At 63.0% G+C, this 22,693-nt stretch carries 21 protein-coding genes; 12 read left to right on the top strand and 9 right to left on the bottom strand.

All coding sequences use genetic code 11. The features are described 5' to 3' along the window. Positions 1–113: 113 nt before the first annotated feature. The 5 genes from ABEB22_RS19905 to ABEB22_RS19885 form a co-directional block, all read right to left on the bottom strand. Entirely contained in the window at positions 114–1,748 is a 1,635-nt protein-coding gene (locus ABEB22_RS19905; protein ID WP_339115131.1) for a GMC family oxidoreductase, read from the bottom strand. A gap of 81 nt (positions 1,749–1,829) precedes the next feature. Beyond that, a complete protein-coding gene (locus tag ABEB22_RS19900; RefSeq protein ID WP_349295077.1) occupies positions 1,830–3,221 on the bottom strand; it encodes a c-type cytochrome in 1,392 nt (463 codons plus the stop codon). Continuing rightward, entirely contained in the window at positions 3,218–3,739 is a 522-nt protein-coding gene (locus ABEB22_RS19895; RefSeq protein ID WP_339115129.1) for a sugar dehydrogenase complex small subunit, read from the bottom strand. Before ABEB22_RS19895 ends, ABEB22_RS19900 begins: the two co-directional genes overlap by 4 nt. A gap of 378 nt (positions 3,740–4,117) precedes the next feature. Next, entirely contained in the window at positions 4,118–5,395 is a 1,278-nt protein-coding gene (fucP, locus tag ABEB22_RS19890; RefSeq protein WP_349295076.1) for an L-fucose:H+ symporter permease, read from the bottom strand. A 33-nt stretch (positions 5,396–5,428) separates the two neighbouring features. Beyond that, complete coding sequence (locus ABEB22_RS19885; protein ID WP_349295075.1) at positions 5,429–6,601, bottom strand: ROK family transcriptional regulator; 1,173 nt, start codon at positions 6,599–6,601, stop codon at positions 5,429–5,431. A 163-nt stretch (positions 6,602–6,764) separates the two neighbouring features. Between ABEB22_RS19885 and ABEB22_RS19880 the strand changes: the two genes are divergently transcribed. The 4 genes from ABEB22_RS19880 (at position 6,765) to ABEB22_RS19865 (ending at position 11,594) form a co-directional block, all read left to right on the top strand. Continuing rightward, positions 6,765–7,778 carry a sugar ABC transporter substrate-binding protein gene (locus ABEB22_RS19880; protein WP_349295074.1) on the top strand — a complete coding sequence of 338 codons (1,014 nt, stop codon included), beginning with the start codon at positions 6,765–6,767 and terminating at the stop codon, positions 7,776–7,778. 87 nt (positions 7,779–7,865) lie between these two features. Then, entirely contained in the window at positions 7,866–8,936 is a 1,071-nt protein-coding gene (locus ABEB22_RS19875) for an ABC transporter permease (RefSeq protein WP_349295073.1), read from the top strand. Continuing rightward, complete coding sequence (locus ABEB22_RS19870; protein WP_349295072.1) at positions 8,933–9,712, top strand: ATP-binding cassette domain-containing protein; 780 nt, start codon at positions 8,933–8,935, stop codon at positions 9,710–9,712. Before ABEB22_RS19875 ends, ABEB22_RS19870 begins: the two co-directional genes overlap by 4 nt. Positions 9,713–10,046: 334 nt before the next feature. Further along, positions 10,047–11,594, top strand: coding sequence for an MDR family MFS transporter (locus ABEB22_RS19865; protein WP_349295071.1), 1,548 nt, complete (start codon positions 10,047–10,049; stop codon positions 11,592–11,594). 222 nt (positions 11,595–11,816) lie between these two features. On the opposite strand, the gene ABEB22_RS19860 is transcribed toward ABEB22_RS19865, so the two are convergent. Then, a complete protein-coding gene (locus tag ABEB22_RS19860; protein WP_406871202.1) occupies positions 11,817–11,975 on the bottom strand; it encodes a hypothetical protein in 159 nt (52 codons plus the stop codon). A 697-nt stretch (positions 11,976–12,672) separates the two neighbouring features. Here ABEB22_RS19860 and ABEB22_RS19855 point away from each other — a divergent pair. From ABEB22_RS19855 to ABEB22_RS19820, 8 genes are all read left to right on the top strand, one after another. Then, positions 12,673–13,533 carry a transporter substrate-binding domain-containing protein gene (locus tag ABEB22_RS19855; RefSeq protein WP_339115122.1) on the top strand — a complete coding sequence of 287 codons (861 nt, stop codon included), beginning with the start codon at positions 12,673–12,675 and terminating at the stop codon, positions 13,531–13,533. 129 nt (positions 13,534–13,662) lie between these two features. Beyond that, positions 13,663–14,403 carry an amino acid ABC transporter ATP-binding protein gene (locus tag ABEB22_RS19850; protein ID WP_339115613.1) on the top strand — a complete coding sequence of 247 codons (741 nt, stop codon included), beginning with the start codon at positions 13,663–13,665 and terminating at the stop codon, positions 14,401–14,403. After that, the gene (locus ABEB22_RS19845) at positions 14,403–15,071 is read left to right on the top strand and encodes an ABC transporter permease subunit (protein WP_349295070.1); all 669 of its coding nucleotides are present in this window, start codon (positions 14,403–14,405) and stop codon (positions 15,069–15,071) included. The genes ABEB22_RS19850 and ABEB22_RS19845 overlap by 1 nt, the downstream gene beginning before the upstream one ends. Positions 15,072–15,081: 10 nt before the next feature. Then, a complete protein-coding gene (locus ABEB22_RS19840; protein WP_339115120.1) occupies positions 15,082–15,750 on the top strand; it encodes an amino acid ABC transporter permease in 669 nt (222 codons plus the stop codon). A 19-nt stretch (positions 15,751–15,769) separates the two neighbouring features. Further along, positions 15,770–16,699, top strand: a complete 930-nt coding sequence (locus tag ABEB22_RS19835; protein WP_339115119.1) for a nitrilase-related carbon-nitrogen hydrolase — start codon at positions 15,770–15,772, stop codon at positions 16,697–16,699. Further along, the gene (gene hydA / locus ABEB22_RS19830) at positions 16,696–18,150 is read left to right on the top strand and encodes a dihydropyrimidinase (RefSeq protein ID WP_349295069.1); all 1,455 of its coding nucleotides are present in this window, start codon (positions 16,696–16,698) and stop codon (positions 18,148–18,150) included. Before ABEB22_RS19835 ends, hydA begins: the two co-directional genes overlap by 4 nt. Next, positions 18,150–18,785: an aspartate/glutamate racemase family protein gene (locus ABEB22_RS19825; protein ID WP_349295068.1), complete on the top strand. Its 636-nt coding sequence runs from the start codon at positions 18,150–18,152 to the stop codon at positions 18,783–18,785. The genes hydA and ABEB22_RS19825 overlap by 1 nt, the downstream gene beginning before the upstream one ends. Positions 18,786–18,810: 25 nt before the next feature. After that, complete coding sequence (locus ABEB22_RS19820; RefSeq protein WP_339115601.1) at positions 18,811–19,719, top strand: LysR family transcriptional regulator; 909 nt, start codon at positions 18,811–18,813, stop codon at positions 19,717–19,719. A 15-nt stretch (positions 19,720–19,734) separates the two neighbouring features. Here the strand turns inward: ABEB22_RS19820 and ABEB22_RS19815 are convergent, their stop codons facing one another. Genes ABEB22_RS19815 through ABEB22_RS19805 form a run of 3 tightly spaced genes read right to left on the bottom strand, consistent with a single transcriptional unit; the run spans position 19,735 to position 22,681 of the window. Next, positions 19,735–21,147 (bottom strand): amidohydrolase family protein, encoded by a 1,413-nt coding sequence (locus tag ABEB22_RS19815; RefSeq protein ID WP_349295067.1) that lies wholly within the window; start codon positions 21,145–21,147, stop codon positions 19,735–19,737. 3 nt (positions 21,148–21,150) lie between these two features. After that, positions 21,151–21,684, bottom strand: a complete 534-nt coding sequence (locus tag ABEB22_RS19810; RefSeq protein WP_349295066.1) for a TRAP transporter small permease subunit — start codon at positions 21,682–21,684, stop codon at positions 21,151–21,153. Between the two features lie 10 nt (positions 21,685–21,694). Beyond that, a complete protein-coding gene (locus tag ABEB22_RS19805) occupies positions 21,695–22,681 on the bottom strand; it encodes a TRAP transporter substrate-binding protein (protein WP_349295065.1) in 987 nt (328 codons plus the stop codon). Positions 22,682–22,693 lie beyond the last annotated feature (12 nt).

Here is a 22,693-nt window from a genome sequence, read left to right as displayed (position 1 = left end):
TGGAGTTCCATATAAAAAATAGTAAAAACAATAGCTTAAAAACTTTTACGTCACGCCGAAAGGCCCGCCGGACTGAATCCGGCAGGCCCGATTTCCGTTTAGGGTAAGGGCTATCAGCCCGCCGAAAGATCCTCGCGGATGGCTTGGGCCGCCCGCAGCGACAGTGCCGCCATGGTCAGCGTCGCGTTCACCGTGCCCGCCGCAGCCATCGTCCCGCCGGTGGCAAGGAAGAGGTTCTGGTGGTCATGGGTCCGGCACCAGCTATCGGTCACGCTATCGCGCGGGTCATGGCCCATGATCGTGCCGCCGCAGATGTGGTTATTGGGCGTGAAATGGTCCGACATCTCGATCTCGGTCGCGCCGAAGGCCTCGGCGATGGTGTGCAGATGCTCGCGCGAGGTCACGGCCGCGCGGCGCACATACTCGCCCACATCGTAATAGACATCGGGCATCGGCAGGCCGAGGCTGTCCTTGCGGTCCTTCGAGAGCGTCAGGCGGTTATCGGGATCCGCCAGCGTCTCGTGATTGACATAGATATCGACCCCGCAGGCTGAGCGGCGGCGGATCTCCTCGTCGAGCGCGCGACCCACCTTGCCGGTGGCCAGCGCCTTCATGCCCGCTTTTGATGTCTGGGCCGTGTTGTTATAGCCGATCTGGATGGCCGAATGCTCGCCCCGCCAGTCGCCATCACGGAAATTGGTGATCGAGGACATCTGCACCGAGCCCTGCCCCGCCCAGACGGGTTCGGCGGCCACAAACGACATCGAGATGCCCGGATGGTCCATCATGTTACGTCCCACCTGATCGGAGGAGTTGGCGATGCCGTTGGGGTTCTTGTCATTGGCCGCGATCAGGAGAAGCTTCGGTGTCTCGATCCCGTTGGCCGCGATCACGAAGCGCTTGGCTGTGACCTTGGTCGAGTTCTTGTCGGGATCGTAGAAATGGAAGGCGGTGATGTCGTTCTTGGCATCGGTATCGATGCGGTAGACCACCGCATTGGGGATTACCTTCGCGCCGAGCGCTTCGGCCTTCTCGATCGAATAGATGCCGTTATACATCGCCCCGATCGGGCAGATCGGCATACAGTTGTTATTGCCGCAGCATTGCGGGCGCCCGTCATAGGGCTCCGAATTGCGGCCTTGCGGAACGGGAGTATTGTCGTAACCCAGAGGCGCTACGACCTCGGTGAACCGGCGGTCGCCATAGCCATAGGGCATAGAGGTCATGGGCCAGGGCTGGGCGCGCGGGGCGGAAGGGGTGATCTCCTGGCCGTTCGGGCCCATCACGCCCATCTCGACCTCGGCCTTGTAGTAATAGGGTTCGATCTCGTCATAGCTCAGCGCGAAATCACGGCCCACGCCGTAACGGCTCTGCATCTCGAAATCCGACGGCAAATAACGCCAGGACGAGGCCGCCCAGTGCCATGTCGTGCCACCCACGCCCTTGATGATGCCCTGCTTGTAGGCGGTGGCATCAGGGCCGGTGGTCTTGAGATAGTTGTTATCGGGGAAGAAATTGGTGTGCGGCGCCCATGGGACGGTCGGATAGGGGGTGGCGTAATCGAAGCCTGCCTTGTTGGCGGGGGGCATGTAGCGCCAGTTCTGCACGATCTGGTCGCGGTCATAGCGCGGGCCTGCATCGAGCACGATGACCGAGAGACCGGCGCGGGTCAGATCAAGGGCGAGAAGCCCGCCACAGATACCTGCACCTGCGATGACGACATCGGCGCTGAGAGTGTCTTGCGACATGGGAGGTCCTTTCGGAACGGCGCCGCGCGGAGCGGCGCATGGAAGGGGGGCTGGCGGGGCATGGGGCCCCGCCGGAAGGTGTCAGCGGCGGCGGCGGATCAGCCACACCACCAGCAGGACCAGCACGAGAAGCACAACGAGGGCCACGCCGATCATGATCTGGGGGGCTGCGAGCCGCACGAGCGGTGCGACGGGGCCACCGGTGCGCAGGGTTTTCACCTCATCGGCGGTCACGGTCTGGCCGGTATCGCCGAAGGTTGTGCTGGCATAGCTGGCAAGCCGCGCGATCTGCGCATCGTCAAGCTTCTGCACCAGACTGTCCGGCCCGAAGCCCGGCATCAGAGTGTGCTTGCCATCCGCCTCGCGGGTCACGCCATGCAGGATGGTGGAGACCAGATTGGCGCTCTGGCCGTTTTCCAGCGTCACATTGTCCTTGAGCGCGGGATATGTCCCGTCTTTCGAGCCCTCGCCCGACAGCCCGTGGCAGGAGGCGCAGGCGGTCTCGTAAAGCTCGGCGCCGCCGGCATCCTTGGCCAGACGGTGCCCTGTGCGATTGGCGCTATGCTCCCACGGCGCGAAGGCGGCATCGGTGGCCTGGCCTGCCGCGGGGGACAGATCGCTGTCGCGCGCCGGCAGGCTGCGAAGATAGGTGACCATCGCGTCGATATCGGTATCGCTCAGATGCTGGAGGCTGTATTCCACCGCTTCCGCCATCGGGCCGGAGGCGCGACCATGGGTGGCGATCCCCGTCTTGAGATAGCGTGCCAGATCGGCATCGGACCAGTCCGACAGCCCGCCCTTGCCCGGCGTCAGATTGGGCGCATACCACGCGCCCACATCACCGCCCGCCATCAGATCGGCGGTTTTCGACCCCATCAGCAGGTTGCGCGGCGTGTGGCAGGTGCCGCAATGCGCAGGCCCCTGCACCAGATAGCGCCCGCGGTTCCATGCCTCGGACTGGTCGGGATCGGAGGTGATCGGCGCACCGCCTGCAAAGAGCGCGTTCCAGCCGATCATCGCCCAGCGTTGGGAGAAGGGGAAGGGCAGGTCGGTCTCGGGGGCGGCTGTCTCGACGGGCGCGACATCCTGCATGAAATAGTCATAGAGCGCGGCGATATCGGCATCGCTCATATGGGCATAGGCCGGATAGGGCATCGCCGGATAGAGATGCGCGCCATCGCGACGGATGCCTTTGCGCACCGCGTCCGAAAATTCCTCGAGCGTGTAGCTTCCGATCCCGAACGCTTTCGAGGGGGTGATGTTGGAGGAGGTGATCACCCCCATCGGCGAGTTGATCGCATAGCCGCCCGCAAAGGGTTTGCCACCCTTGGCGGTATGGCAGGCCGCGCAATCGGCCGTGGTCGCGATATAGGCGCCGCTGGCAGGGTCGGGGGTCTGCGCGGCAAGCGGGCTCGCCAGAAGGCCGAAGCCCAGAAGCGCCCGCGCCATGCGGGTCAGAGGGAAACGGGTCATAGCGGCTCCCCGAAAGCAGGCATGTCGGATAGGGCGGGCGGTGCGACAACCCACCAGTTGGGACCGTCGAGCGCATAGGTCGGGATCGGCACGGCATCGCGAGCGGGCTGGTACATCAGCGCCGTATCGAAGGCATAGACGGTTGCATCACTGCCGGTGGTCGTCACGCCGGAATACCACGCAGCGACGATGGCAAGGAGCGTATCGTGGAGCGGATCACCTTCAAGGCTCTGGGCGAGGGTCTCGACATCGGGAGCGTTTGTGGCGGAGATTTTCGTCTCCAGCGCGCGGGCCTTGGTGTCGAAATCCTCCTGCGCTGCGGAAAGACCGTCGAGGAGCCCCTGTCCGGTGCGGGGATCAAGCGCCCCGTGGCCGGTCACGAACTGTGACAGCGACATGAATCGGGTCAGACGCGCGGTGTTCTGGGCAAGAAGCTGCTGCGGTAGGGCTGTGAGGAACAGTCCCACGGCCGAGCTTCCCAAGAAGCCGCGGCGCGTCAGAGAGAGTTTGGGTGGCATTGTGCAGTCCTGACTCTATCGGTTTCGGAAACGGTTAGCGCTAATATGCGCGTCATCTGTCACAATCGGTAACCGAGGCAAGTCGATTTCTAATCGACTGAATATCGACGGTTTTTTCAGACTATAGCGAAACTGGTCCGTCAATTGCCGAGGCTGGCCACCATAAGTTAAGAAAATAAATGGATTAATTAGTGGTCTAATCTTATGAGGCGTCTGCCTCAAAATGATGTAAAACCACATGAAGCATGCATCATTTGCATGACGGATAGACCTCAAACGCCGTGCCTATCATCTGTTTTATCAATTCGATTGTTTAAAAACGCCCGAATCTCTTCGGGCGTTCGATGGAGGTTCTGAGGATCTTGGGGAAGAGCGGACTCAGTGGTGCCGCCGCTCGGAGGTCAGGTCAAAGAGCGCATAGGCGCTCACCACAGCGAAGCAGAGAGCGGGGACGAGATAGGAGAGCGCCGGCCCGAACCGGTCCAGCATGGCAGCCTGCACCATCGGCATGACCGCCCCGCCAGCAATCGCCATGACAAGGCCCGCCGCCCCGAATTTGGTATCCTCGCCAAGCCCTTCGAGCGCGATCCCGTAGATCGTGGGGAACATAAGCGAGAGACAGGCCGAGAGCCCCGTCACCGCCCAGACCCCCGCCAAACCGGGCAGGCCCGCCGCAAAGAGGCACAGGCCCGTCCCGAGGAGGGCCATGGCACAAAGAAGCCGCGCGGGCCGGATGACGGTCATCAGACCTACCATGACAAAGCGCGCCAGCAGGAAGACCAGAAGGCTCGCCTGCAGCACCCATCCGGCCTCGGCCTCGCTGCCGCCGATTGCGCCCAAGACATATTGGATGGTGAAGGTCCATGTGCATGTCTGTGCCGCGACATTGAAGAATTGCGCAACAACACCAAAGGCATAGTGGCGGTTGCGCAGGAGCCGTCGCAGGGCTGCGTTAAAGTTGTGGGCCGGTGCGTCGCGCCGTTCTGCGGTGCGCTCGGGCAAGCGTTTGAGCGCGATTGCCAGCCAGATCGACAGCAGCACGAAGGCCAGTGCCACATAGGGCCCCATCACCGCGGCCAATTCGTTCTGCCGGATCGCGTCAAGCTGCGCGGGCGCCATTGCAGCGCGTTCGGCATCTGTGGCGGGGTTGAGATTGGGCAGGATCAGTGTGGCCGAGAGCAGGACGCCGATATTCGTGCCCACGGGATTGAACGCCTGTGCGAGGTTGAGGCGGCGGGTGGCGGTGGCTTCGGGACCCAGCGAGATGACAAAGGGATTGGCAGAGGTCTCGAGAATCGAGAGCCCGCCCGCCAGACAGAAAAGCGCGGCCAGAAAGAAGCCATATGTCATCATCAGGCTTGCAGGATAGAACAGGAAGGCGCCGATGGTCGCAAGCCCGAGCCCCGTCAGCATGCCTGTCTTGTAACTGAAGCGGCGGTTGATAAAGGCGGCAGGCAGCGCCAGCAGAAAATAGGCCCCGTAATAGGAGAACTGCACGAGCGAGGCCTGTAGTGAACTCATCGAGAAGATCCGCGAGAAGACCTGCACCAGCGGGTCGGTCAGGTTGGCGGCCACCCCCCAGACGGTAAAACAGATGATCAGCAGCAGGAAAGGCAAGCGCATTCCCTGCCCGACGAAGGGGAGACGTTCATTCATCGGAATTCTCATGATTATGGGCCGTTGGCGCGCTTATTGCAGGAAATAGCGGTCGAAGACGGGGCCACAGGCCGCGCCCAATGTGCGGGCATTGGAGCCGGTCTGGGCCAGTTGCGGGGCGGGCGGGATCAGACCGCGCGTGTCGAGCTGGGCCAGAGCGGCGGTGGTGCGGGTCACGATCCGGGCGCGCACCTCCTCTGGCATGGCGCCGCCGATCAGCACGGCCTCGAAATCCATGACCGCGCCGATGGAGCGGATGGCATGGGCGAGCGCGCGGGCGGTGGTGTCGATCCATGGTCCGAGCTGGCGCTCGAACCCGCTCCAGTCCTGCGGGCGGGTCCAGAGCGCGGAGGTATCGAGCCCCTCACGCGCGATCGCGTTCTCAAGGAGATAGAGGGAGGCGGCGTCCAGAAGCTGCACCTCTGCGCCATCCGGACCGGGCACGCGCAACGAGCCGAAGGCCCCCGCATTGCCCTTGCCGCCCACGACGACTTTTGAGTCGAGCACTACGCCGCCGCCGATGAAGGAGCCTATGAAGAAATAGGCGTAATCGCCGAATTCCCGCCCGCGCCCGAAGACATGTTCGGCGCGGCAGGCGGCGGTGCCGTCATTCTGCGTGATCAGCGGCAGATCGGTAATCCGCGCGACTTCGGCCTGGATGTCGGTCTCACGCCAGATCGAGAAACCGGCGGGAGCGTCGAGCGCCTCGGTCCAGCTCCAGATTTCGGCGGGCGCCGCGATTCCAAGCCCGCAGATGCGTTCTTTCTGCAGCGGGCTCAGCCCCTGCGTCAGCCGCTCCATCCCCGATTCGAGATAGGCGAAGAGCGCATCGGGCATCGGGTAGCGATAGGTGGTCTGCTCCTCGGCCAGCACCTCTCCGGCAAGGTTCATAACCATGAGATCCGCCGACCGACGCCCGATCTTGAACCCGAAAGACAGCGCGCCATCGGGATTGATCGCCATCGGTGTCGAGGGTTTCCCGATCCGCCCGCGCTTGGGTGTTCCGCGCAAGAGAAACCCGTCATTTTCCAGTTTTTTCAGAATATTGGAGACGGTTTGCGGGGTCAGCCCCGTCAGCTTGGCGATATCCATGCCCGGCAATTCGCCATGGCGCTGGATCGTCGACAGGATCAGCCGCTCGTTATGCGCGCGCGCACCGATATGATTGACACCCCCTCCGAGGGCGCGGATCTCGCTTCCATCCATGTCTCATCCTCCACGTTCGATTAAGCTAAAGGGAAAAATATATAAATCAATTGGAATTATTTATTGACGCGTTTTGCGCGGAATGCCACCGTGAGACAGACCGGTATCGTCCGGTTGCCGTGCTTTGAGGAGGGCACGGGAGACTTCTAGGGAGGAAGATCCGATGAAAACACTGATTTCGGTCAGCGTGCTGACGCTTGCTGTCTCGGCGGCAGGGGCATGGGCGGCAGATACAAGCGCCTGCCTGATCACAAAGACAGATACCAATCCATTCTTCGTCAAGATGCGTGAAGGTGCCGAGGCCAAGGCGAAAGAGCTGGGCATCACGCTCAACAGCTATGCCGGCAAGGTCGATGGCGATAACGAGACGCAGGTGAACGCCGTTGAGACCTGTATCGCCAACGGCGCCAAGGGGATCCTTATCACCGCATCAAGCACCTCGGCCATCGTGCCGTCGATCGAGGCTGCGCGGGCGGCGGGGCTCTTGGTGATCGCGCTCGACACGCCGCTCGATCCGATCGATGCCGCCGATATGACCTTTGCCACCGACAATTTCCATGCGGGCGAGCTGATCGGCCAATGGGCCAAGGCCAAGCTGGGGGATAAGGCACAGGATGCCCGGATCGCCTTCCTCGATCTCGATGTCAGCCAGCCCACCGTGGGCGTGATGCGCGATCAGGGCTTCATGCAGGGCTTCGGCATTGATCTGGCCGATCCCAACCAGTGGGGCGACGAGAGCGATCCGCGCATCGTCGGCCATGATGTGACGCAGGGCAACGAGGAAGGCGGCCGCAAGGCGATGGAGAATCTCCTTGCGAAAGATCCGATGGTCGATGTGGTCTACACGATCAACGAGCCTGCCGCCGCGGGTGCCTATGAGGCGCTCAAGTCCATGGGGCGCGAGAAGGATGTGCTGATCGTGTCGGTCGATGGTGGCTGCCCGGGTGTGCAGAATATCGCCGATGGTGTGATCGGGGCGACTGCGCAGCAATATCCGCTCCTGATGGCGTCCAAGGGGATCGAAGCGATTGCGGCTTTCGCCAAGGATGGCACCAAGCCCGAGGCGACCGATGGCAAGACCTTCTTCGATACCGGTGTGGCGCTTGTGACTGACCAGCCTGTCGAGGGGGTCGAGTCGATCTCGGTGGCCGAAGGTCAGGATATGTGCTGGGGCTGAGTGCCAGCATGATCGCATCCAACCCGTCCCGAGGGCGGGTTGGGAACACGGACGGAGCGCTGCGCTCCTGCACTCATGGGGGGAAACATGAGCAGCTCGGATCAATATGAAGATGTGGTCAAGAAACGCGAGGCCGAGCGGTTTGCCGAATTCGAGCCAGCGCGAAAAGGGTTTGCGGGTCGCGCCCATGAGGCGCTCCATACCAATCCGGCGTTGGTGCCGCTGATCGTGCTTGTGGGCGCGCTTGTCGTGTTCGGGCTGGTGCTGGGGAGCAAGTTCTTCTCGCCCTTCGCGCTGACGCTGGTGCTCCAGCAGGTGCAGATCGTGGGTATTCTGGCCGCCGCTCAGGCGCTGATCATCCTGACGGCGGGGATCGACCTCTCGGTAGGGGCGCTGGCGGTGCTCTGCTCGGTCATCATGGGCCAGTTTACCTTCCGCTACGGCATTCCCGCGGAGCTGTCGGTGGTGATCGGGCTGGTTTGCGGCACGCTGATCGGCGGGATCAATGGCTGGCTCGTGAGCCGCGTGAAGCTTCCGCCTTTCATCGTGACGCTCGGCATGTGGCAGATCGTGCTGGCGGTGAACTATCTCTATTCGCGCAACGAGACCATCCGCGCCCGCGATATCAAGACCGAGGCGCCTTTCCTGCAGATCCTCGGCACCAAATTCGCGCTTGGCGGCGCGGTGCTGACCGTGGGCGTCGTGGTGATGCTGGGCGTTGTGCTGGTGCTGGCCTATGCGCTGCGCTCGACCGCTTGGGGGCGCCATGTCTATGCGGTGGGCGATGACCCCGAGGCGGCCGAGCTGGCCGGTGTCAGCCGCCACAAGACATTGATGTCGGTATATATGCTGGTGGGCTTCATCTGCGGGCTGGCGGGTTGGGTGATGATCGGCCGTTTCGGCTCGGTCTCGCCTTCGGCCACCACGGGCGTCATCGGCAATATCCAGGCGATCACCGCGGTGGTGATCGGGGGGATCTCGCTCTTTGGCGGGCGCGGCTCGATCATGGGCGCATTGTTCGGCGCACTGATCGTGGGCGTGTTCGAGCTGGGCTTGCGCATGGCAGGGGCCGACCCGCAATGGACCTATCTGCTGATCGGTGTGCTGATCATTGCCGCTGTAACCATCGACCAATCCATCCGGAAGGTGACCCAATGACCCAAGCTGTTCTTCAGGCGCGCGGCCTCGTGAAGCGCTATGGCCGCGTCACTGCCCTCGATCATTGCGATTTCGATCTGATGCCGGGCGAGATCCTCGCGGTGATCGGCGATAATGGCGCGGGGAAATCCTCGCTGATCAAGGCGCTTTCGGGCGCGATCAAGCCCAATGCCGGCGAGATCCTCCTTGATGGCACACCCGTCCAGTTCGCCTCGCCCAATGATGCGCGGGCCGCAGGGATCGAGACGGTCTACCAGACGCTCGCCATGTCGCCCGCCCTCTCGATTGCCGATAATATGTTCATGGGTCGAGAGCGGCGTGTGCCGGGGATCATGGGCACGCTGTTCCGCAAGCTCGACAAGCGCGGGATGGAGGATTTCGCCCGCCAGAAGCTGGCCGAGCTGGGTCTGATGACCATCCAGAATATCTCCCAACCCGTCGAGACGCTCTCGGGCGGTCAGCGGCAGGGGGTGGCGGTGGCGCGGGCTGCGGCTTTCGGCTCGCGCGTGGTGATCCTCGACGAGCCCACCGCCGCACTCGGGGTCAAGGAAAGCCGCCGCGTGCTCGACCTTATCCAGGAGGTGCGCGCGCGCGGTATTCCGATCATCCTGATCTCGCATAACATGCCGCATGTGTTCGAGATTGCCGACCGTATCCATGTCCACCGGCTGGGAAAGCGGCTCTGCGTGATCGACCCCAAGGCGCATAGCATGTCGGATGCGGTGGCCTATATGACCGGCGCCGCCGTCCCCGAAGGCGTGGCGGAACCGGCCTGAGGCCAAGCGGCCCCCGATCCGGCCCCTGATCCGGCCCGCAGATTTCGTGGGGGCTTGCGCATCATCACCGGTGTGCCAGCCCCTAAGGCAAATGCCGCGCTGCGGATCGCACAGTCTATGGCGATGGGCCTCGAAGGTCCCGATGCCATTGCCGCAGTCCGGCAGGCGCCTGCCAACAGGGCCCGATTTGGCCACTGGAGGGCTGCGCGGCTGATGGGGCTGGCAGCAGACCCCCGAGCATTCCCTGGGGGCGGGTGTTTGCAGAGGCCCCGTTTGTAACAAAAAAGGTGAATGGTCCTCTTTCCATTGTCGGGGAATTTGCCGACAAGGCAGCATGACCGATACGTCCCGTCCCCCCGCCAAAGGCCTGCCGCCACATCTGCGCCGGCTGTTTGCAGGGCTCATCCTGTCGATGATCCTTGCCGCGCTCGACCAGAGCATCGTCAACACCGCCCTGCCGCGCATGGCCGGCGATCTGGGCGGGCTTGCGCATCTGAGCTGGGTGGTGACGGCCTTCATGCTGGCCTCGACCTCGGCCACGCCGATCTTCGGCAAACTGTCGGACATGTTCGGGCGCAGGGCCTTCCTGATCGGGGCGATCAGCCTGTTTCTGGTGATGTCGATGCTTTGCGGTCTGGCGCAATCCATGCCGCAGCTCATTGCCTTCCGTTTCCTGCAAGGGGTGGGGGCCGGGGGGATCATGACGCTGACCCAGACGGTGATCAGCGATGTGGTCACCCCGCGCGAGCGGGTGCGCTATCAGGGGTTCTTCTCTGCGGCCTTCGCCTTCTCGAGCCTTGCCGGTCCCCTGCTGGGGGGCGGGCTGACGACCGCGCTCTCGTGGCGCTGGGTGTTCTATATCAACCTGCCGATCGGTCTTCTGGCGTTGGCGCTTCTGTGGCGCGCGCTGCCGCCACCGCCGCCGCGCAAACCGCACCGGATCGATTACGAGGGGGCCGCACTTCTGGTGACGGGCGCCTCGTCGCTCCTGCTGCTCTTCAGCCTCGGTGGTTCGCTCTTTGCATGGGGATCTGTGGCGTCCTTCGCTCTTGGCGGGCTCGGCCTGCTGGCGATTGCGCTTTTCCTTTGGGTCGAGACGCGGGCCAGAGAGCCCGTGATCACGCTTCCGCTTTTCCGGATCGGGGCCTTCTCGACGGGGGTTCTGACCATGGCCTGTATGGGCTTTGCCATGATGAGCGCGATGGTCTTTCTGCCGCTCTATTTCCAGCTTGTTCTGGGGCTCAACCCTGCGCAGGCGGGCGCGATGATGCTGCCGCAGATCCTTGCGATGGTCCTGACATCGATCTTTGGCGGCAGGCTATCCGCGCGGCTGGGGCGGCCCAAGGTCTTCATGGTCACGGGGATCGGGCTCGAGGCGCTGGGGCTTGGCACATTGGCGGTGCTGGCCACCTATGCGGCGCCTGTGCCCGCCTTCTGGGGGGCGCTGGCCATGCTGGGCTTCGGGATGGGCATCGCCATGCCCAATGCCACGGCCATCGTCCAGAACGCGGTGCCCAAGGCCAGTATCGGCAGCGCCACCGCCACGATGTCCTTCCTGCGCTCGCTGGGCGGGGCGTCGGGCGTGGCGGTCTCGGGCGGGGTGATGGCGCAGGGCCTCTCGCAGGGCTTGCGCCATCTGGGGGGCGATGTCGATATCGGCGCCATCGTGAATGGCGGGATGGAGGCGGTGGCACAGCTCCCCGCAGCCATGCGCCCCGAGATCGAGGCGGCTTTCCGCCATGCGATCACCGGCTCCTTCGAGATCGGGGGGGCGGTGATGAGTGTGGCCTTCATCCTGGCGCTGACGCTGCGCAATACTGGCTTTGCACCTGCAGATATGCCCCACGAGGGAAGGAAGCCGGCAACAGACCGCAACGTCTAGTCCTTCGACATTTGGACCATCAAACCCGCCCCGCCCGCGGCTGGATCAGTGCACATCCCGTCGCGGCGCATTGCAAGACGCTCTTCGGCCAGGATCACGCCGGGGCGGGTATGGATATGCCCGACAAGTTCTGTGCGCCGGAAAAGCCGAGCGCTACATTTGGCCGGTTGTTCCGAGACGTCGATCCCAAAGAGGCCTACTGGGGTAGCCCGCTCGGGCAGGTCAATCATCTTCGCCATGATGGCGCGGTTTGCAACCCTGCGTGGTCTGCTCGCGTAAGGCGGCCTCGCAGCCCGTGAGGATGGAAACCTTCCGCTGCTCCAGATCCGACGCCACGGGCCAGCTGTCGTGGCCCCGCTTGCCATCGGTGTCCAAAAGCAACCGGTTGTCGTGACGTTCCCGTTAATGGGAAGGCTCAGGAACAGCGCGGAGCGATGCTTGCGCAGGCATCCGATGCCCTTCCTTTCCCAGACGGGCGGCATTTATAGGGTCGAGTACCGGACGTCGCGGGGAGGTTCCAGAATAATAAGATGCCAGAACCATAATCTTCCCGAGGGCAGGGGCAAAAAGGATATATGCCGGTGGTCAAGCCTTTGCCGGTATATCTGCGGATACGGATACGGATGGTGGCGGGTCTTGATCAAGATCTACAGGCCAAGGCAATGCGCCGTGCGCCCCTGCACATCCCAGATTCGGAAGGTCGAAATTACGCTGAGCGGTTCGCCCCCGGCTTTTCAGGCGGGACGGGATCGCAAATGAGGTAATATCACATTGCCTATATTTTATCACAATCGGTGAAATATTAATCACAACAATCCTGCCCGATTGGAGGCTATGCAAGGATTTCATGTCAGGCTAGCCGAAGTTTCCAATATTAATCGATATTTTCCAAATGGATAGCGGGTTTCTGATCCAGTCAAGACACATGCGGGTCTCTATATATAAACAGATCAAATATGATGAGTTAAAACATAATCCAGTTCTATATTGGAATCCGGTGCGGATGCTGGCGAATATTGCGGGGTAGGGACGCGACCCAACAAGTGTCCCCCTCCCGATCCGGCAACAGGAACCCATTATGACCCGCACCCTCCTTCTTACGACTGCCGCCCTTCTCGGGCTTGCAACCTCCGCTCTGGCCGAGCCCGCAGCCATCAAATCCGATGGATATAAAGTGGCGCTCGACGGCACTTTCGCCCCCCATGCCATGCCCACGATGTCGGGCGAGGTCGAGGGCTTCAATATCGATCTGGCCAAGGCGATCGGCGAGAAGCTGGGTGTGCCGGTCGATGTGACCGCAGCGCAATTCTCGGGTCTGATCCCCGCGCTGCAGGCCGGCACCTATGATTTCCTCGTGGCCCCCGTGACCGTGACAGAAGAGCGTGCCTCGAACCTGCTCTTCTCGGAAGGGTTCATGGATACCAATTTCAGCTTCGTCGTGCCCAAAGGCTCCGATCTGTCCGGTGCGGCAGGGCTCGATGCGTTCAAGGGCAAGACCATCGCTGTCAACAAGGGCTCGGTCTATGAATCCTTCCTGAGCGAGCACGCGGCGGACTATGGCTGGACGGTCGTGACTTTCGGCACCACGAGCGACGCCATCCAGGCCGTCACCTCGGGACGTGCGGATGCCTCGCTCGGCGGCTCGACCAGCGCTGCATGGGCGGTCAAGAAGAACCCTGCGGTCGCGCTGTCCTACGAATACCCGACGGGTCTCGTCTGGGCCTTCCCCTTCCGCAAGGATGACGCGCCCACCCGGGATCTGATCGATAGCGTTCTGGAATGTCTCAAGACCGATGGCACTATGGCATCGCTCTCCGAGAAATGGTTCGGCGTCGAGCCGACCAAAGGCACCACTATCGTCACCCCCACGCCGGGTTATGGCACGCCGGGCTTTGATGGCTATGACCCGACCGAGCACGACGTCACCTGCACGTTCTGATCCATCGGAACGGATGTGACGTCACAGGCGAGCCCGTCGTCCTCCCCCGGACGGGCTCGCCCCTTTGGGCCCCGCGGGCCCGCAAGACCCAAGTTCCCGAAGAGGCACCCGATGACCCAGCCCCGCACCATGCTCGAGATCCACGCGCTCGAGAAACGCTTCGACCAGACCGAGGTGTTGAAGAATATCGACCTCAAGGTGCGCGAGGGCGAGCTGGTATTCGTGATCGGTCCGTCGGGGTCGGGAAAATCCACCATGCTGCGCTGCTGTAACCGGCTCGAGGAGCCGACCTCGGGCGCGATCATGATCGATGGAGAGCGCATCACCGACATTCCCCGCCGCGATCTGGACAAGATGCGCCTCAAGGTGGGTATGGTGTTTCAGGGCTTCCATCTCTACCCGCATATGTCGGTGCTGAAAAACGTGATGCTGGCGCAGGTCAAGGCTTTGGGGCGGTCCAAGCCCGAGGCGGAGGCCCGCGCGCTCGAGATGCTCGATCAGGTCGGGCTCAAGCACAAGGCCCATGCAAAACCCTCCGAGCTGTCGGGCGGCCAGCAGCAGCGTGTGGCCATCGCCCGCGCGGTGGCGCTTGATCCCAAGGTGATGCTGTTTGACGAGCCGACCTCTGCGCTCGATCCCGAACTGGTTGGTTCGGTGCTCAAGGTAATGAAGGAGCTGCGCGAAAAGGGCATGACCATGCTGGTGGTCAGCCACGAGATGGCCTTCGCCCGTGAGGCCGCGGACCGGGTGGTGTTCATGGATGGGGGCTATGTCATCGAACAGGGCCCGCCGGAGGAGATCTTCGGCAATCCGCAATCGGAGCGCCTGAAGACGTTCCTGTCGCGTGTTTCGGGGCATGAGGCGGCCTGATGCGGTTTCTCGATACGTTTTTCAACCCCGCCGTGATCGACAAATACCTGCCGCAGGTCGTGGCGGCGATGGGCGTCACGCTCTATCTCGCGGTGGCCACGATCGTGACCGGCGTCGTGCTGGGCGGGCTGCTGGCCTGCCTCAGGGCGGCCAATCTGAAAGTGGTGAACTTCTTCATCATCGTCTTCGCCGATATCATGCGCGCGTTGCCGCCGCTGGTGCTGATCCTGATCTTCTATTTCGGGATGCCCTCGGTGGGGCTGAACCTCTCGGCCGAGGTGGTGATCTGGCTGGTGCTCTCGGCGGTGCTGACAGCCTTTGCCGAAGAGATCTTCTGGGGCGGTCTGACCTCTGTCTCCGCAGGCCAATGGGAGGCCGGTCGTGCCACGGGCCTCTCGAAGTTGCAGACGCTGGCCTATATCGCCTTCCCGCAAGCGCTGCGCATGGGCATTCCGCCGCTCGTCAACCGCGTGCTGGCCACCACCAAACTCACCGCGCTCGGCTCGGTGATCGGGGTGAAGGAGATCCTCTCGGTTTCTTCCTCGGCGCAGAGCTTCTCGGGATCGGCTACGCCGCTGACCATGGCCGCGCTTGCCTATCTGGTGATTTTCATCCCCGCCGTTATTGCGTCCCACTGGGTGGAACGCCGTTTCACCTACCGGACGTAAGGGGCGCCCCATGGATATGTTCCTGACCACATTCTTCAATATCGACATCATGATGCAGGCGCTGCCCCTGCTTCTCAAAGGCGCCGTCACCACGCTGGAACTCTGCGCCGTGGTGATCGTCTGCGGTCTCTTTGGCGGGCTAATGCTGGCGCTCGGCGCGCTCAGCCCGCGGGGCTGGCTGCGTTGGAGCGCGGTGGTCTATATCGACCTCTTCCGCGCCATCCCGCCGCTTGTGCTGCTGATCTTCGTCTATTCGGGGCTGCCATTTGCGGGGATCGAGCTGTCGCCCTTCGTGGCGGTGGTGATCGCCTTCTTCATGAACAACTCGGCCTATTTCGCCGAAGTGTTCCGCGCAGGCATCAATGCCGTTCCCAAGGGCCAGACCGAGGCTGCGCGGGCCACGGGTCTCTCATCCACACAGACCATGGTCTCGGTGGTGCTGCCGCAGGCTGTGCGCAACGTGTTGCCTGATCTTCTGTCGAACACGGTGGAGGTGGTGAAGCTGACCTCGCTCGCCTCCGTCGTGTCGCTATCCGAGCTGCTTTACTCGGCCAATATGGCCCGCTCGGTGACCTATAACGCCTCGCCCCTTGTTCTGGCGGCGCTTCTCTATCTGGCCGTGTTGTGGCCGCTGGTGCGGGTGATCTCGCGCTTCCAGCGTGGCCTGGCCGTGAAATAACCCGAAAGGAAGACTGAAAATGACCAAGATGATTATCGGCGGCGCCCAGATCGGCGGCATCCAGAAAGCGGAGACCCGCGAAGAGGTTGTCGCGCGGATGATGGCGCTGATGGATCAGGCGCATGAGAAGGGCGTCGAATTCCTGACCTATCCGGAGATGACGCTCACAACATTCTTCCCGCGCTTCTATGTCGAGGATCGCGCCGAGTTCGACCACTGGTTCGAGACCGAGATGCCGAACCACGCCACCGCGCCGCTCTTTGCCAAAGCCAAGGGCTACGGTATGGGCTTCTCCTTCGGTTATTGCGAACTGACGCCCGAAGGCGAGCATTTCAACACCTCGATCATCGTGTCCCCCGAAGGCGAGATCGTGCTGAAATACCGCAAGACCCACTTGCCGGGCCATGCCGAATACGAGCCCGAGCGCAGCCACCAGCACCTTGAAAAGCGTTACTTCCTTGCGGGCGATACCGGCTTCAATGTGGTGCGCAATCAGGGTGTGATCATGGGTCTGGCAATCTGCAATGACCGCCGCTGGCCGGAAAGCTGGCGCGTGATGGGGCTGCAGGGCGTACAGCTCGTGACCATCGGCTATAACACCCCTTCGCAGAACAATCTCTCGAAGGACGAGGGCATCGAGCGCCGCGTCTATCACCATGAGCTGTCGGTCTGTGCAGGCGCCTACCAGAACTCGACCTATGCGGTGGCCGTGGCCAAATGCGGCATGGAAGACGGCAACCATATGTTCGCAGGCTCGATCATCGTCGATCCCGACGGGTTCGTGATTGCGCGTGCGACAGGCGAGGGCGACGAGCTGATCGTGGCCGAGGCCGATTTCGACAAATGCGCCTTCGGCAAATCGACGGTGTTCAATTTCGAGGCCCATCGCCGCACCGAGCATTACGGTCTGATCGTGTCGCAAACCGGCGTGAAAGAACCCGCGCAATGACATTCGATACCGTGATCCATGGAGGGACCGTGGTCACCGCCGACGGCCTGTTCAAAGGGGATCTCGGTATCAGGGACGGCCGCATTGCGGCCGTCTGCGAAACACTGCAGGGAGGCGCGCGCCGGATCGATGCCGGCGGACGTCTCGTGATGCCCGGCGGGATCGAAACCCATGCCCATATCGCACAGGAAAGCTCCTCGGGCGTGATGAGCGCCGATGACTATCTCTCCGGCTCGATCTCGGCGGCCTTCGGCGGCAATTCCTCTTTCATCCCCTTTGCCGCACAGCATCGCGGGCAATCTGTGGATGAGGTGATCGCGACCTATGATGCGCGGGGTTCGCGCTCGGTCATCGACTATAGCTATCACCTGATCATTTCCGACCCGACCGAAACCGTGCTGCGCGAGGAACTCCCCCGCGCATTCGCCCGTGGCATCACGTCCTTCAAGGTCTTCATGACCTATGACCTGATGAATTTGGGCGATGGGGGGATGCTCGACATCCTGAGCGTGGCGCGCGCGCATGGCGCGATCACCATGGTCCATGCCGAGAATAACGACATGGTCAGTTGGATGAATGGGCGTCTGGCGGCCAAGGGGCTGACCGCCCCCAGATATCATGCCATTTCCCGTCCCGAGCTGGCCGAGGAAGAGGCGATCAACCGCGCGATCCAGCTGGCCAAGCTCGTCGATGCGCCCCTGTTTATCGTCCATGTCTCCACCGCGGGCGGCGCCGAGATCGTGCGGCGCGAGCAGTGGAATGGCGCGAAACTCTATGCCGAGACCTGCCCGCACTATCTGGCGCTGACGCGCGATGATCTCGATCGTCCCGGTATGGAGGGGGCGAAGTTCATGTGCTCGCCGCCGCTGCGCGATGCGGCCACGCAAGAGGCGCTCTGGAAACATATCCGCATGGGCACCTTCGTGGGGGTCCATTCCGACCACGCGCCCTACCGCTATGACGAGACGGGGAAATTCCTGAACGGAGCCGATGCTCCCTATCCCAAGATAGCCAATGGCATGCCCGGCATTGCCGCGCGTCTTCCCTATCTCTTCTCCGAAGGGGTGGTAAAGGGCCGGATCACGCCCGAACAGTTCGTGGCGCTCTCGGCCACCAATACAGCCAAAGTCTTCGGCTGCACCACCAAGGGGCGCATCGCACCGGGGTGGGATGCCGATATCGCGATCTGGGACCCCGAGGAAACCCGCACGGTCCGGCTGGCCGACCAGCATGACAATATGGATTACACGCCCTTCGAGGGGATGGCGCTGACCGGTGTGCCGAAACTGGTGATGACCCGTGGTCAGGTGATCGTTGAGGAGGACAAACTGGTGGCGCGCGAGGGGCAGGGCCGGTTCTTCGGTCGGGCGCCGGCGGATCTGCGCGCGACCTCCGGTTATATGGCCAAGGAATTCGATCCAAGGCAGAATTTCGGAACGGAGTTACGTTGATGGGTAAGATCCTGATCATCAATCCCAATAGCGCGCAGGCGGTGACCGAGGGCATTGCCCGCGCGGTGGCGCCTCTGGGCCCGCATTTCGAGGCGGTGGGCATTGCCCATGGCCCCGCAACGATTGCCAGTGACGAGGATGTGGCTCGCGGCGGTCTCGATGTGCTGGAAATGGCGCGCTCGCGCCCCGATGCGCGTGCCTATATCACCGCCTGTTTTTCCGATCCTGGGCTGGATCTCCTGCGCGCCGAAGGGGCAAAACCCGCGATCGGCTGTCAGGAGGCCGCGATCCTGACGGCGCTGGCACGAGCCGACCGGTTCGGGATCATCGCGCTTTCCGAGCGGTCGATCCCGCGCCATCTGCGCAAGATCCGCCAGATGGGGGTTGAGGCGCGGCTTGCGGGCGAGCTGGCGCTGCCTGGTGTCTCTGCCGAAGCCTCGGGGCGCGATGAGGCCGTCTACGGTCTTGTCTGCGCGCGGGCGCGCGAACTGGGGGCTGCGGGTGCGGGGGCCATCGTGCTGGGATGTGCCGGCATGGCGCCGATCAGGGCACGGCTCGAGCGCGATACGGGACTTGCGATTATTGATCCGGTTTTGGCAGCGGCGGCAATCGCACTCGGAACGATCCTGGGGTAACATGCCTCAAAAAGGATCGACCAACATGGAAAAAATCGAGGGCCTGCCGGATATCTCCTTGCGATTGCTGGAGATATTTGCGGCCATGATGCGGTGCTCGACCACCGTGGAAACGGCGGAATTTCTGGGCATCTCACAGCCTGCGGTCTCGGCGGGGTTGCGCCAGCTGGAAAGCCAGCTGGCGTTGACGCTGTTTGACCGCACAGGGCGGCGTCTGCAGCCTACCGCAGAGGCGCGTGACCTCTTCGAGGAAATCCGCCCGCTTTTCGGGCTCTTGCGGTCGTTCTCGACGCGGGCGCGGGATATGCGCAGCGGGCGGGTCGGACGTTTGCGGGTGATCGCGACGCCGCCTCTGGGGTATTCGCTGGGCCCCAAGGCCCTGCGCGCCTTTCTGGCAAGCCGCCCCGAGGTCACCATTTCCTATGATGTGCGGCGTCTGGCGAATGTGCTGGAGGCGGTCGAGACGGGGCAGGTCGATATCGGGCTCGTGCTCAATGCCGAGCGGCTGGAGACGGTGAATTCCGAGCTGATCGAGCGCAGCCAGATGGTCGTTCTGGTGCCCGAGGAGGATCCGCTGGCGCAGGAGGTGCAGATCTCGGCACAGCAACTGGTGGGCCGTCCGCTGGTGGGCATCGATCAGGCCTCGCATCTGGGGCGGCTTGTGGCCAAGAGCTTTGCCACCGACAATGCGGCCTTCCGGCCCCAGATCGAGGTGCGCTACTGCCAGACTGCGGCGGCGCTTGCGGCGGGTGGTATGGGGGTAACGATCGTCGATCCCTATTCCGCCGAGCCCTATCTGCAAAAGGGTCTGGTGGCGCGGCCCTTCGTGCCGGCCTGCGAGATCCGCGCCTCGATCCTGACACGGAAGGGCGTTCCGCATTCGAGCCTTCTCATGGGCTTCGTCGAGGCTCTGCGCGGGAGCCTCGAGAGCTGAGTCAGGCCCAGTAGATCAGGCTCTGTGGAGCGGCGAGACGGGACGGAAGCTTCCGGCTTGGGCGATGTGCACCCGCAGCCCGAGGCTTTCGGCGCGTGCGCGGCCCTCGGGCGGCACGATCATCGTGGTGCCCTGACCCACCACCTTGCCACGTTCGAGGATCGCACGGCCCTCGCCATAGCTCAGCACCGGTTTGCGCGCGGCCAGATCGATCACCGTCACATCCGCATCCGCGCCGATGCCCAGATGGCCCTTGCTACCCGACAGGCCCATCATCCGCGCCGGAGCGACCGAGGTTTTGTGCACGAACTCCGCCAGCCTCAGCGCGCCGAGATGGACAAGTGCCAGCCCGCGCTCGCACAGATCGTTGCGCGGCAGCCCCCCGCCATCCGTGGCCAGCGCATCGATGGCGAAACTGCCATCGTCGCGTTTGAGAATGGCCAGCGACAGGCTGGTTTCGGGCGGATTGACGAAGAAACTCATACCGATATCGGTCATCGCCTCTCGCCAGGCCTGCACGGCAACTGGGCCGGTTTCCAGATGCGTGACACCATCCTCGTAGAGATGGATCCACGCCCAGCCCTCGGCAATCGCCTTGGCCATACCGTCGAGATCGGGGGTGTAGCCGCCCGCGATCAGGTTGCGCTGGGTTGCGACGCTTTCGGGGATGCCATTGGAACATTTGGCCGAATTGCCATTGATCGGGGCCAGATAGCTTTCGGACCAGATATTGGGATGGGCGCTCAGGATCCGGGTCGCCTCCCATGCCTCGAGATGGGCGGAGGCCTCGAAGCCGCGCGCATAGGCATTCACATGCGGCAGATGCAGCGGATGCCCCGCCGCCAGATCGCAGGCCTCGCGCATCCCGTGCAGGTTCTGCGGAGTTTCGAGCGTGCCTGCATGGAAGGCCACATGCGCACCCTCGCGGGCGCAAAGCTCGATCACGCGGCCAGAGGCAGTGGCCGAGAGCGGAAAATGCCCGCCAAGGATCTTGAGCCCGACCGCCCCCGCCTGGCGGGCTCTGGCCAGTGCCGCCTCGAGTTCGGGCATGTCGGGATCCGTGCCCTCGACCGTATGGCCGGGGCGGATATAGTCGATACAGGCCAGCGTCAGGCCGGTGCCGGTGCGGGCCGCGATCTCCATCACGCTGTCAATGGGGCCGGCCATGTCGAGGGCTGTGGTCACCCCCGCAAGCGCCAGCATCCGGTGGCCTGCGGCGCCGCCCATCCAGTTCGAGACATGGACATGGGAATCGATGATGCCGGGTAGGACATGCAGCCCCGTCACATCCTCGACCCTGCGCGCGGGCGCGGTGATCTTGGGGGCGACCTCGGAGATTTTACCGGCCTCGAAGGCGATGTCGAACCGCCCTTCGCGAGCGGAGACGGGGTCGCACAGGATCCCGCCGCGAAGGATCAGATCATACATGGATCACTCCTCGATCGCGTCGCTATCTGCGGGCGGGCGGTCCCCCATATGGCGCGCAACCAGATGGACGAACACCATGAGGATCATCAGGGGCACCGCGATCGCCACCCAGAAGGTGGTGAAGGGCAGCGCCTCGGCCATGGTCTTGGAATGGCGCAGCAGGAAGCCGCGGGCGAGGTTGAGGTTCGGCCCGACGAAGCAGTAGAGCAGGATCGGTCCGAGATAGATCACGACCACGATCGAGCGCAGGAGTTCCGCCCCCGTCTGCAGCCAGAGCGGGCCGCCCTTCACGCTGTTCATCAGCGCCGGATCGAAGCGGCGCTTGAAGGCCATGCTGGCGCCGATGAGGCCGGCCCAGATCATGGCGTAGCGTGCCGCCTCCTCGGTCCAGCTTGGCGGCTGGTCGAAGAGATAGCGCGCCACGACCTGCAGGAGCACGATCCCCACAAGGAGGACCAGCGCGATACAGGTGACCACGCTGGCGAGACGATCGAGAACCGCACTGGTCCTCAGGATAACGGTTCTGATCGGTCCCATGTCCCGCTCCTTACTTGCTGTCAGCTGCCGCTTTGGCATCCTGCCATGTTTTCAGCTCGTCCGCGGTCAGGGTCGTGGCCCAGAGCGGCTTGGCCAGCGCTTCCATCTTGTCACGCTCGCCTGTGGCCAGCGGGGTGATCGTCACGCCCGCTTCTTCGAGCTTGCCATCCACTTTCGAGGACCAGTCCGCAATCCACTCGCGATTGGCCTTGAAACCGGCGGCAAGCGCCGCGTCGATCTGGGTCTTCTCCTCGTCCGAGAGGCCCTGATACCAGTCATCCGAGATCATGACCGCGCGGGTCGAGGGGAAAAGATCGGCGGGGGTGTAATATTTCAGGAAGCTCGTATGGCCGGTGCGCAGCGAGGAGGAGGGCGGATTGAAATAGCCATCGGTCACGCCGGTCTGGATGGCGTTGGCCACCTCGGCCCAGGCGATCACGGTGCCATGGGTGCCGAGCGCTTCCATCAGCGAGAGCTGCTCGCCATTGAGCGCGCGGAAGCGCAGATCCGACAGGTCCTCGACGGTGGATACGGGGTGCTTGGAGTTGTGGATACCCATCGGCGTGCCGATGATGTTGAGACCCTCGAAGCGCACACCGGTTTCGAGCATGGGGGCGTTGAAGGCCTCCATCATCGCGGGCTCGCTGGTTATCTTGTCCATCTCCGCGTCATCGCTGAAGAAGAAAGGCAGGGTCGCGCCCTTGAGCAGCGGCGAGAGCGAATAAGCGGTGGAGATCGCGCCCAGATCGATCTCGAGAAGGCCGGTCGAGACCTGGTCGAGGCGTTCCTTTTCCTTGCCCAACGTATCGGAGGGGAAGAGCGAGACGGTGAAATCGGTGCCTTTGAGCGCATCGCGGAAGCCATGGGCGAAGGCGGCCTCGCCATTGATCTCGGCATCATCGACATTGTTGAAGCCGATCTTGATCTCGGAGGCCTGCAGCGCGGTGGTGCCGAGAAGGAGGGCCGCAGTGGCCATGAGGGGAGCAAAACGGGTCATAGGGAAGATCCT

The organism is Thioclava sp. 'Guangxiensis', from assembly GCF_045348365.1.
GTDB classification, from domain to species: Bacteria; Pseudomonadota; Alphaproteobacteria; order Rhodobacterales; family Rhodobacteraceae; genus Thioclava; species Thioclava kandeliae.
Note: the sequence above shows the minus strand (reverse complement) of the source record. Positions and strands in the feature narration are given on the sequence as shown.